Annotated in this window: 7 protein-coding genes; all 7 read left to right on the top strand. The window is 40.7% G+C overall.

Annotated elements, in window-relative coordinates; translation table 11 throughout:
- Positions 1-20: 20 nt before the first annotated feature.
- The 7 genes from FHX64_RS05495 to FHX64_RS05525 all read left to right on the top strand — a co-directional run bounded on the left by FHX64_RS05495 (position 21) and on the right by FHX64_RS05525 (position 12398).
- Positions 21-434: a transposase gene (locus FHX64_RS05495; protein ID WP_183412047.1), complete on the top strand. Its 414-nt coding sequence runs from the start codon at positions 21-23 to the stop codon at positions 432-434.
- Positions 434-1303, top strand: coding sequence for an IS3 family transposase (locus tag FHX64_RS05500; RefSeq protein ID WP_183412046.1), 870 nt, complete (start codon positions 434-436; stop codon positions 1301-1303). Before FHX64_RS05495 ends, FHX64_RS05500 begins: the two co-directional genes overlap by 1 nt.
- A 281-nt stretch (positions 1304-1584) precedes the next feature.
- Positions 1585-5271 carry a DUF4450 domain-containing protein gene (locus FHX64_RS05505; protein WP_183412799.1) on the top strand — a complete coding sequence of 1229 codons (3687 nt, stop codon included), beginning with the start codon at positions 1585-1587 and terminating at the stop codon, positions 5269-5271.
- A gap of 417 nt (positions 5272-5688) precedes the next feature.
- Positions 5689-7197, top strand: a complete 1509-nt coding sequence (locus FHX64_RS05510) for a rhamnogalacturonidase (RefSeq protein ID WP_425487962.1) — start codon at positions 5689-5691, stop codon at positions 7195-7197.
- A 28-nt stretch (positions 7198-7225) separates the two neighbouring features.
- Complete coding sequence (locus tag FHX64_RS05515; RefSeq protein ID WP_183412801.1) at positions 7226-8365, top strand: glycoside hydrolase family 88/105 protein; 1140 nt, start codon at positions 7226-7228, stop codon at positions 8363-8365.
- Positions 8366-8493: 128 nt separating this feature from the next.
- On the top strand, positions 8494-9465 hold the full coding sequence (locus tag FHX64_RS05520; RefSeq protein WP_183412802.1) for a glycoside hydrolase family 43 protein: 972 nt from the start codon (positions 8494-8496) through the stop codon (positions 9463-9465).
- Between the two features lie 98 nt (positions 9466-9563).
- Positions 9564-12398, top strand: coding sequence for a beta-galactosidase (locus FHX64_RS05525; protein ID WP_183412803.1), 2835 nt, complete (start codon positions 9564-9566; stop codon positions 12396-12398).
- Positions 12399-12750: the final 352 nt, after the last annotated feature.

A 12750-nucleotide genomic window follows, 5' to 3' on the forward strand; every position in this document is an offset into this window, starting at 1 on the left:
CAACTAAAAAGTGAAACAACATGGCACGACCAGATCAATTAAAAATGAGTACAGCCGAACGTCGTCGGCGTAAATTCAGTGACAATTTCAAGATTCAAAAAGTTCGGGAAATTGAAACGGGACAAACCAAAGTATCAGAGATTTGTTCTCAGTATCAGGTTGCTTATAAAAATGTCTATCTTTGGATAGATAAATTTGGCAGCATGAAAAAGGACAAAGGAGAACGTATGATTGTCGAAACCCAGAGTGACACCCGTCAACTTATTGAACTCAAGAAACGGATATCTGAACTTGAACGCATCATTGGTCAAAAGCAAATACTCATTGATTTTCAGGATAAGATGATAGAGTTAGCAGAAGAAACCTATGGAGTGGATATTAAAAAAAAATTCTTTTCCACACCATCCAGTACTTCTGGGCAAACCGGAAAGTGATGGCTTACAGCTTAAACAAACTCTATCAAAGTATCGGAGTAAGCAAACAGGCTTTTCATCAGCGCATGGACAGATACCTGCAAGAACGCTCTATTGAAGAACAAATTCTAATGTTAGTATATCGTGTCCGTGAGGATCATCCTACGATGGGATTACGCGATATGTATTTCAAAATAGCTCCCATTGATATGGGCAGGGATCGTTTTGAAATACTTTGTAAGGAATCCGGCTTAATGGTGGAGCGCACACATAACTTGCGAAAAACCACCGATAGTTCGGGTGTAATCCGGTTTGATAATCTGCTGATCGGATTGGTTATTAATAAACCCAATCAGGTTTGGCAAAGTGATATTACTTACTTTGATCTCAACGGAAAGTTTTATTACATAACCTTTATCATGGACGCTTTCTCCAGAGTAATTGTGGGTCATGCCATTTCACAACGATTAAAGACCGAACAAACTACTTTGCCTGCTTTACAAAAAGCAATCAAATCCCGCATGGATTTGAATATATGTATTCATGCGCTTATTTTTCATTCTGACGGAGGTGGGCAGTATTATGATAAAGATTTCCTGAAACTGACTGAAAAATACAAAATCAGAAACAGTATGTGTCAATATCCCTGGGAGAATGGAAAAGCTGAACGCATTAACGGCATTATTAAAAACAACTATCTAATTCATAGAGTTATCAATTCTTTCGAACAATTACAGATAGAGGTTGACCGAAGTGTGTTTCTTTACAATACCCAAAAACCGCATAGTAAGTTACAACGAAAAAGTCCAAAGCAGTTCGAAAATGAATATTTTTGTATGGCTAATTATACTGAACATGTAAACACTGACTCTAAGGAGTCAAATTGTTGATAACGAGAATAACTTTCTTGACGCTTCGCTAAAAGTTATTGCCCATTATCAACAATAGTTGCATTATCATCATTTTGTTCTGAAAGTATAGATGAAAAAAATAGGTAACAAAACGGTCAACGATATTCAGGCATGGACACAGATTGACTTTAGACCTTTGACTCTTGTTTGTTGTTTCTCTATAAACCTTACACTTTTAACTTTACACCTGTTGTTCACTTTCAACCGTAGTTCTCTTTAGACTTTAGCGCATGACTACAATAAAGATAAATGACAAACACATGAAGAAAGCTATTTGTATAGTATACATATTTCTTTTTACATCTATATCATATGCCAATGCTCAATACTGGCATAATCAGAAGCGCACCCTGCGTTACCATCCGGACGGAAGCGACTTCGTCATTACCCATGGTAACCTTAAATACAATAGGGCATTATACAGCAGGCTCCATACAGGATTTCGAATCGAAACCGGCGATTTACCTGAATTTGGGCTTTATCTACCCAATATGGGAGGTAACCTGCATTTTGGCCTATGGTGTAAAAAACAGACGAAATGGTTAAACAACGCACAATTCATCGAGGCGAGGTATAGAGCCGGATCCCGGATTTATATCATCCGGGATTCTTTGTTAGGCAAAGGAACAGTAAGGATGACCATACTTCCTTTGTCTGACAAAGACGGAATGATACTGCAATTCACCTTTCATCATACTCCTAAAGGGCTGCATTTGTTGACAGTATTCGGAGGCGCCTCTAATCGCCGATTCCTACGTGACGGAGATCTGGGAGTAGATCCAAAAAATTCATTCGACCTTCATGCCATAAATTGTAAAGACAACAAATTTACGATTCAACAAAACAGGTTTCAATTGCTATTGCCTCCTTCAAAACAAGGAGATAACACCTTTTTATATGGCATTTTCCCTAAAAACAGTCTTTTGAAAATAGGACGATTTTCCAAAGAAGCAACTCCCTTTCAGCTTTGGCATAAGAAGGGCATTGCCAAAGATTCAGTCTTGTTATCCCAAATAGCTCCGAAAGCAAATAAAACGTATTACTTTCTTATTCAAAAAGGGAGAGCTGTTGTATCCAATGATTGCTCATTAAAACAACGATTCAAAGCAGCGGAAAATAGTCGCCAACAACTGGCTTCCCGCATACGTATTGCCACGCCAGATCCGTATATCAATACCTTAGGAGGAACATTGTCCATAGCTGCTGATGCTATTTGGGGAAACAGAGCTTATTTGCATGGCGCAGTAGGTTGGAGGATGCCTTTGCCAGGTTGGAGAGGTCCCTACGCGGGAGACGTATTAGGTTGGCATAATCGCGCCCGTACTCATTTTAATTCATATGCCGCCTCGCAAGTAGTTGACATACCACCTTCCCTCCCCTCACCTGCGTTAGATTCGGCGATGCATCTTTCCAGGGGAGTCGAAAAATGGGGAACCCCCATCTATAGTAACGGATATATTTGCCGAAATCCGGACAATAATCATCAAATGAACCATTATGATATGAATCTGTGTTACATGGACGAATTATTATGGCATTTCAATTGGACGGGCAATTGGTCATATGTCAAGAAAATGTGGCCTGTAATACGATTAAGTTTAGCCTGGGAGAAACGTAATTTTGATCCTCAAAACAATGGCTTATATGATGCTTATGCAGCAATTTGGGCTAGTGACGGATTGCAATATAACAGCGGCGGAGTGACGCATGCGATGGCTTACAACTACAGGGCAAATGTAATAGCTGCAGAAATTGCAAAAGGAACAGGCAAAAATCCTGTTCCTTATCAAAAGGAAGCGGATAAAATAAAACAGGCATTATCAACTCAATTGTGGCTTTCAAAAAAAGGATGGTGGGCTGAATATAAAGACTATATGGGATATAAAAGGTTACATACGGAACCCGCAGTATGGACCATCTATCAGGCGATAGACGATCAGGCAGGCACTCCCTTTCAATTTTATCAGGCAACACGATACCTTGACACGAAGATTCCCCACATACCCGTCCTTGCCACAGGATTACACAGCCACCGGTATTCAACCATTGCCACATCGGATTGGATGCCCTATGACTGGTCTATCAATAATGTAGCACACGCGGAAGTGATGAACACTGCGCTTGCCTATTGGGAAAGCGGGAGAAACAATAGCGCCTTTAATTTATTCAAGAGTGATATATTAGATGAGATGTATCTCGGAGCCAGTCCGGGCAACTTTGGTCAAATCAGTTTCTATGACGCAGCACGCGGCGAATGTTATCGCGATTTTGCCGATAATATTGGCATCACTTCAAGAGCTATTATTCAGGGATTGTTTGGTATTTGGCCTGATGCATTAAATCATAAAGCAATACTTAAACCGGGATTTCCCGATACATGGAAATTTACCTCATTAAATACACCCGATATTTCCCTCTCTTTTAAACAAAATCACGACACGACAAAGTATGTCATCAAACAGCATTTCCCTGAAAAATTAAATATACAATTACATCTTCGGGCTTGTGCTGATTCCATACTATCGGTTACCATCAACGGAGTTCCAACAATCTGGCAAGCTGATACCGCTACTGTCGGCGTTCCTTGCGTGAATCTGCTTTGCGGTAATGATTCACTGCTGAATATTCACATCATATGGGGAAAAAATCATTTTAGGCCTATGGAATATACCAATGAAGCAGCCTATGGGGATATCTGGTATTTAAAAACCCGTCAACACATCGATAAAATATATGATCCTCAGGGTATATTCTCCCAACTGCAATATAACACACATCTTTTACGCGGAAAAATAATCGGAATTACAGGTTTCCATACATTTTTCGTAAAACTTTCTCAAGGTGAGATGACCTGGTGGCAACCCGTAAATATTGAAATCAAACAACCCGTTGAAGTTGTTCCTGTGAATACTGACCGTTTAAAGCTTCGGTTTTTTATTGTTAATAATCGAAATATGCCAACAAAAGGCAGGATCAGCATAAATCACAATAATCAATATATGATCCCATTTTCATTGCAACCGCACAGCAAATCCGGATTAATCGTTATTCCCGATTCGATTGCCCTATGCGGGACAAATGAAATAGACATAACTACGGATCAGGGTATCGCATACCCTATGTCAATGATTAATTGGGACATCAAAAATAGACCTGTCCGTGTCTACCAACCGGTCAACATGGATGCCATCATGAACGACAAAGTAACTCAAATCTTTCGTAACCACTATTTATCGCCCCGTTCGCCTTATACTACACTTCAATTACCCTGGCAGGGAATGGGAGAATGGTGTCATCCATTAGATTCGGCAATGATTGATGATTCCGGACTGCGTAAGGCTGTTGTACATAATCTTTTCCATACTTCATTGGGGATTTCTTTCCGTACATTTGCAAACCCGGCAAAAAACAATATCGCCTTTACATCATTATGGAACAACTATCCTGACCAAATTACCGTTCCATTGCATGGGAAAGCCAGTCATGCTTATTTTCTGATGGCAGGTTCGACCAACTATATGCAAAGTCATTTTGTCAATGGAATCATAAGAATCACCTATACCGACGGGACAAAAGATTCATTGTTACTCTCTAATCCGGATAGTTGGTGCCCTATTGAGCAAGACTATTATACAGACGGTTATGCTTTCAAATTAAATCAACCACGACCTTATCGGGTGTATCTTAAAACCGGAATAATAAGCCGGCAATTGATAAGACAAGATATAAAAAACATGAAGTATGACACCAAGCTGTCTAAAAAGAAAAATGGCGGCGATTATATTGAGACACCTCCGACTGAAGTCTCTAACCGTAGAATTGACGGCGGGGCAGCCGTCATTCTTGATATGCCGCTCAATCAACATAAAGCACTAAAATCATTAACGCTTCAAACAGTGGCCAATGATGTTGTAATCGGACTAATGGGGATTACGTTAATGCAATAAACAGAAGAAGAAAATTCTGAAGTTAAGGAAGAACATCAACCAGTAGACAGTAGTTGGTAGACGGTAGATAGTAGGAATCTAAGAATCTGAATATTAGAAGATGGGAAGTTAAAGAAGATGTCAACTGCAAGGTAGTTTAGTAGATGGTAGTATAGTAGAAATCTGAAAATCTGAAATTTACCCTAAATCCCTAAAGGGACTTTTAAACAGCAAATGGTTGAAGAAGAAGTTACGGAAGTTGAAACCTTCAATCCATCAATCCTTCGATCCTTCAATCTAAGGGAAGTTAGAACCCTCAATCCTTCGATCCTTCAATCTAAAGGGAAGAGAGCATTTGTAAATTTTGAGTATAACTCAGCGGGTGACTTAAAGTCATCTGCTTAATCTCAGTAAAATTATAATCACATGAAAACAAGAATGTTTATTTTTGTATGTTGTTTATTGTTATCCGTTATGACACAAGCGAACAATTGGTATAACGTAAAAGATTTTGGTGCTGTTGGCGATGGAAAAACGATTGATTCCCCTGCCATCAACAAAGCCATCGATGTTGCAGCACAAGCCGGGGGCGGAACGGTTTTTCTCCCTGCCGGGGTATATGCTTCCTATTCTATTCGTCTACAAAACAACATCACCCTAAGGTTAGGAGCAGGAGCTACGCTCAAAGCGGCCTATCCTACTCAAAATACCGGATATGACTCCATCGAACCCAATCCATTCAGCCAATACCAGGACTTTGGGCATAGTTATTGGCGAAATAGCCTGATTTGGGGAATCGGACTACATAATATTACCATTTGCGGCGAAGGAATAATTGACGGACAAGGTTTGACCCGGGAAGATAGCCATATCACAGGTGTCGGGAATAAGGCTATCAGCCTGAAACTATGCCGCAATGTACTCCTAAAAGACATCCGGATGGAACGTTGCGGCCATTTTGCACTCTTAGCTACAGGGCTGGACAATATGACGATTGAAAACCTGTTGATTGACACCAATAGGGATGGGATGGATATTGACGCATGCCGTAACGTCCGGATCTCAAATTGCACGGTCAACTCCCCTTACGATGATGCCATTGTGCTCAAAGCCACCTATGCATTGGGATTCTTCCGCAATACGGAGAATGTGACCATTTCAGACTGTTTTGTGAGCGGATATGATCTTGGAACCGTCATGAACGGCACCTTTCAACATTATCAAAATCAGGCTCCCGATCAATCGTTCTCATGCGGCAGAATCAAACTGGGGACAGAATCAAGCGGAGGCTTTAACAATATAACCATTACCAATTGCGTGTTTGACCATTGTCGCGGTTTAGCCCTTGAAACCGTAGATGGCGGGGACTTGCATAATATTACGGTATCCAATATTGTGATGAAGGATATGAATTCTTCTCCGATTTTTATCCGGTTAGGATCGAGAATGAGAAGCCCCAAAGGAACCTCCATCGGGCAATTACATGATATCTCGATAAACAATATAAGGGTATACCATGCCGACTCCCGTTATGTTTGCTCATTCAGCGGCATACCGGGACATCCCATCGAAGACATTAGCCTAAGTAATATAGCCATTTACTATCAGGGAGGAGGAACGAAAGCCCAAGCTGCATTGATTGTTCCTGAAAAAGAAGCAGCTTATCCTGAGCCTACCATGTTTGGCGATTTACCGGCGGCGGCATTTTATATCCGCCATGCCCGGAATATACAAATGAATCATATTGCTGTCTATTATGCACACCCCGATTTCAGGCCTTCCGTTGTACTCAGCGATGTGCATGATATTACCTTTGATGACCTTCGGCTCCCGAAAGAGAGGCTTGTCCCATTTTTCTCGTTACACCATGTGAGCGATTTTAATACATTTCATTGTTCTGGAATAAAAGACATAGCCCTACCCGAAGCAGAACACAGCACCTATTAACATAAACCAAAACATAAATTACCGACACATGAATCAGAAGAAATACGCAGGGCTGTGCATTGCAATCGCAATCTGCCAGCTTGTATTTACACAAACATTACCGGACAAACATCGCGTTCTACAACAGATGGAACTTGCCAACAAATATTTCATGGTCAAATATCCTGATCCGGGGCTTCCTATCACGACAGACAAAACGCGGCCCAGTAACATTTGGACACGCAGTGTGTACTATGAAGGATTAATGGCCTTATACCACCTGAGTCCTAAACACAAGTTCTTAAAATATGCAGACCGATGGGGAGACAGCCATCAGTGGAATTTACCGGGCGGGCCTGCGACGCGTAGTGCAGACAATCAATGTTGCGGACAAACTTATATTGATCTTTATACGTTACAACACCAAAAGAAACAAATCGGCAATATAAAAGAATCTATCGATAACATGCTGCAAAGTAACAAAATCGATGACTGGTGGTGGATTGATGCATTACAAATGGGCATGCCGGTATTTGCCAAGTTAGGAGTGTTATATCACGATAACCGATACTTTCAACGTATGTATGAGATGTATATGCATACCAAAACGGAGGAGGGAGGAGGACTCTACAATTCAAAAGACAGTTTGTGGTGGCGCGATAAATCATTTGTATCACCCTACAAAGAACCCAACGGGAAAAATTGTTACTGGTCGCGGGGAAACGGATGGGTTATCGCGGCATTGGTAAGAGTATTACAGATAATGCCCGAATCGGCTATAGGATATCAGGAATATAAGCACACTTTTATGGAAATGATGCAAAAAATAGCCTCCCTGCAACGTTCCGACGGTTTTTGGAATGTCAGCCTTCTAGATCCTGATTATTTTGGAGGCAAAGAGACATCAGGAACCTCCTTATTCGTTTATGGAATGGCATGGGGAATTCATAAAAGATGGCTTAATCGGGAAATATATTTACCAATCGTTGAAAAAGCCTGGCATGGCTTGACAACATATGCCCTTCATCCCGATGGCATGCTCGGATATGTACAAGGAACGGGCAAAGAACCGAAAGACGGTCAACCTGTTACATACAATCATGTTCCCGACTTCGAGGATTATGGATTAGGTTGTTTCTTACTGGCTGGCAGTGAAATATATCAACTGGCACCGGATCGAAACAAATAAAATCAATCAAAAACTATAAGGCATCTCACAAAGGAACAGTATATATGAAACGAGCCTAAAATAACTCATGTTCAAGTAGATGATTGTTTTGGCGAGTTTCATACATCCATAGTGTAAAAAATAAACATATGAAATCACAGTCGACAGACACAAAATTTATATGGATCTGCTTATTTGCATTTGTCCTCTCCCTGCCTTTGGCATCTGCCAAAAGAAAAGGCAAAACGGCCTATTTGTTTTCCTATTTTAGTGGCAATGGAGAAGACGGGTTACATTTAGCCTATAGTTATGACGGATTAAAATGGCTTCCGCTTAATCATGGGAAATCCTTTTTGAAACCACTGGTTGGAAAGGACAGCCTGATACGTGATCCCAGTTTATTATTAGGCAGGGATGGCATATTTCATGTAGTCTGGACAACAGGATGGTGGGACAAAGGATTTGGCCATGCATCGTCCAAAGATTTGATTCATTGGTCGAAAGAGCAGTATCTTCCTGTAATGTACTATAAACCTTTAGCTAAAAATACGTGGGCACCGGAACTCTTTTATGATCATAAATCAAAAACATATTACATCTTCTGGGCATCTACTGTGCCGGGGTTACATCCGGAAACGCCTGACTCGGCCACTGAGAAAGGCTTAAACCACCGGTTATATTTTACCACCACAAAAGATTTTATCCATTATAGTCCTACAAAACTATTCTTCAACCCTGCATTTAGCGTCATCGACGGCGCTATGCTTTATTGGAAAGGAAAATACTGGTTATTCATAAAGAATGAAATGCTCAGGCCTGTGCAAAAAAATATCCGGGTCACTTGTACAAGATCCCTGAACAAAGGGTTCCCGATAAACGTTTCGCCTCCTATCACCGGCCATTATTGGGCAGAAGGCCCTTCTCCCCTATTAATAGGGAAATACGTATATGTCTATTTTGATAAATACCGGGAACATACCTACGGCGCAGTACGCTCAACCGATGGAATACACTGGCAAAACGTTTCTTCATTTGTATCTTTCCCGGCAGGAACACGGCACGGAACAGCGCTACGTGTGCCGGTTACAGTGTTAAACCGCCTAATCTCATTGACTAGGTAAAACTCCACAGTCGAACGAACAACTAGGGTTCTTAACCTGTCATAATCACTACACCAAAAACAACGATCATTTCCTTTAATAATAGACATTGAAGCGTTATGAATAAAAAAATCATTCTACTGTTCATTTTAGTGTACGTCGGAACCATGACCATGCCGGAGGCCTTTGCACAACACTATTTCATTGATACCCGCAATGCGTCAAGCCCATTGATAAAAGGACAATTATGTATGGGGAACCCCGGCCCTTCAGGTAAAGCGCTTCTCATCAACAATCAATACATGACTATTGGTGGAAAACCCGTCATACCTGTCATGGGAGAGATCCATTTTTCACGTTACCCGAGAAACGAATGGGAAGATGTATTGCTCAAAATGAAAGCCTGTGGCATTACTATTATTTCCACCTATGTATTCTGGATTTACCATGAAGAGATAGAAGGACAATATGACTGGCACGGGAATAAAGACCTGCGTTATTTCTTAGCATTATGTAAAAAGCTGCATCTAATGGCTGTTGTACGCATAGGTCCCTGGTGCCATGGCGAAGTGCGTAACGGAGGGCTTCCGGATTGGATTTTACAAAAAAGATACATTCATCTCCGCAGCAATGATCCGGAATACCAATACTATGTACAGCAATGGTATAATCAGGTTGCCGCTCAGTTGAAAGGATTGCTGTATAAAGACAACGGGCCGGTAATAGGGGTTCAATTGGAAAATGAATACCGGCATGGCAAACAGGGAGAAGCGCACATTGAATGGCTAAAACAAACTGCCATAAAAGCAGGCATCGATGTGCCTATGTATACCGTCACCGGATGGGGGAATGCATCGGTTCCTAAAAATCAGGTTATCCCTTTGTTTGGAGGATACCCCGGGGCTCCATGGAATACGAATCTGGATAAAATTGCCAATAACACCAACTACATTTTTACTACGGTAAGGAACGAAGAAGGTATCGGCAACGAGATGAAATTAGCGGATACCATCCATTATGAAACCTATCACCGCTATCCTTATTTTACCTGTGAATTAGGTGTCGGCAACGAGGTGACCTATCATCGCCGTCCCGTCTTCAGTGATATCGATGGGTTAGCCATAGCGACAGCCAAATTAGGTTCGGGCAGTAATTTGATTGGCTATTATATGTTTGCCGGGGGAACCAATGAGAAAGGGCAATTGACCTCCCTAGAAGAAAATCAAGATGAAACCGGCTACCCGAATCGATATCCGAAGATTTCATACGATTTCCAGGCAGCGGTGAAAGAATCGGGAGAGCTTTCACCTGCTTATTTTCAATTAAAAAAGTTTCATTATTTTCTCAATGAATTCGGAAGCCGCCTTGCCCTCATGACTCCGGTCATCAAACCTTCTCCCGATGTGTATACGAAATTACAATATGCTGTAAGAGCGGAAAAGGATACAGGCTATGTGTTCGGAATCAATTATTATCGTGGTTATCGCAAACCGATACAAAAACAGGTTCAGTTTACCCTGCAGCTTCAGGCGAAACAGCTTACCTTTCCGCATAAACCAGTAGATATCACAGATAGCTGCATCTTTATATGGCCTTACAATTTTAGGATGAACGACGTAATATTACAATATGCAACTGCTACCCCGCTTTGTGTCATCAAACAACCGGATGCAACCGACTGGTTTTTCACGCAAACCAAAAACATAATGCCTGAATTATCTTTTGACACTACGGCTATCCAATCGATCGAATCCAATAGCGGTCATATAGAAAAGGAAAGGGATCATTATCTGCTGACCGGCTTTACACCGGGGATCGCCCACCATATTACAATCAAGGACAGGAAGAATAACATCAAACACCTGTTTATATTATCTTACAAAGAGAGCCTGCATGTATGGTTGTTTCATAGGTATCATCAAAAAATAGGGTTCCTCTCAAATGCGAACCTATATTTGCAACACAATTCCTTACATGTGTACAGTTCGTCGCCTCATGTCCGGCTTATTGCCCTCAATAACCCATATCATTTGACCCTACCCGGGGATTTGTCCATGCAATCAAAGAAAGAAGGATTCTTTACCACCTATGATTTGCACTTCAAGAGGGATACATTAAATTACCAATTAGTGCCCAAAACAGTTTTATTACAGGCCCAATGGTTAAGTACAGCTATTCCGGTCATCAATGCAGGCAATACATTATACCATAAATTCTTTATAAAGGAATTCAGTGTTTCACACGCCTCGGAAATCAAGAGCGCCACATTGTATCTTTCCACCGGACTCCCCTGTTCATTGGCCATCGATCACAAATGGCTGAACCAGCCTGTATCTGCTGAAACATTGAACGAACTCGACTTAACCGGCTATCTGAAGAATGGGGATAATACATTAATGATTGATTTTCCATTTGTAAAGAATGACACAGCTTTTGCAGCACGAATAAAAATCGATTATTACAATACAGACCAGATCAATTTCTACAGTGACACTTCCTGGCTGACAACGGTGGCTTATGTTCCTCCAGCTCCCTGGGAATCGTTTAAAAACCTAAAACCGGCCATAGTAAAGCATGCTAATCTTTCATCTTATTCTCAAAAGAAGATTTTTCCCATTCACTATTGGGAATTGTTTGTGCCACATCATTTTTCAAACAGCATGGATAATGGCTATTTACATTTGAAATACACGGGGAATCGTGCTACCTGCAGGCTGGATGACAAACTAATCGATGACAGCTTTAACAACGGCTCATACTGGAATCTTTCCTTGAAACGATATGGGGAAGCATTGAAAAACGTTCCTTTGTTATTTCATATCTACGCATTCAAACCGAATGACAAGATTTATTTCGACAGCCCTATGCAAAACGATAATTGCAATCAAGTAAATATGAATAAGATAATCTTGAATCCCGAATACTACGCTAACATCTTAGTCAACTATAAATAACTTGTATTCAACATCAACTCAAGTCTAAGATGATCATATTTGCATCAGCACCAATTCAATTATCATAAAATCAACAAATTATACACATAGTCATATATACAGACTAACCTTGAATGATTCAACAATGATCCGGTTGATACATATGCCGGATAATCTATCTTTTCGATAAAAAAGAGCATCACATCAATTCAATCTGTATCTATTAAATCCATTGGCAACAGAGCAATCCAAATACAGAAAAATAAAATTACAGGAATCATTTGTATACAAGAATCTTGCTCATCTTACCGGACAAATACCTGATAATATGCACTATGACAATATAGAAAAGAAATAAGCACAAGACAAATAT

The organism is Microbacter margulisiae, assembly GCF_014192515.1.
Lineage (GTDB): Bacteria > Bacteroidota > Bacteroidia > Bacteroidales > Paludibacteraceae > Microbacter > Microbacter margulisiae.

Bases quoted from the DNA above. Each gene is read 5' to 3' on its own strand.
- FHX64_RS05495 (WP_183412047.1), top strand. From the start codon at position 21: ATGGCACGACCAGATCAATTAAAAATGAGTACAGCCGAACGTCGTCGG.
- FHX64_RS05500 (WP_183412046.1), top strand. From the start codon at position 434: ATGGCTTACAGCTTAAACAAACTCTATCAAAGTATCGGAGTAAGCAAA.
- FHX64_RS05505 (WP_183412799.1), top strand. From the start codon at position 1,585: ATGAAGAAAGCTATTTGTATAGTATACATATTTCTTTTTACATCTATA.
- FHX64_RS05510 (WP_425487962.1), top strand. From the start codon at position 5,689: ATGTTTATTTTTGTATGTTGTTTATTGTTATCCGTTATGACACAAGCG.
- FHX64_RS05515 (WP_183412801.1), top strand. From the start codon at position 7,226: ATGAATCAGAAGAAATACGCAGGGCTGTGCATTGCAATCGCAATCTGC.
- FHX64_RS05520 (WP_183412802.1), top strand. From the start codon at position 8,494: ATGAAATCACAGTCGACAGACACAAAATTTATATGGATCTGCTTATTT.
- FHX64_RS05525 (WP_183412803.1), top strand. From the start codon at position 9,564: ATGAATAAAAAAATCATTCTACTGTTCATTTTAGTGTACGTCGGAACC.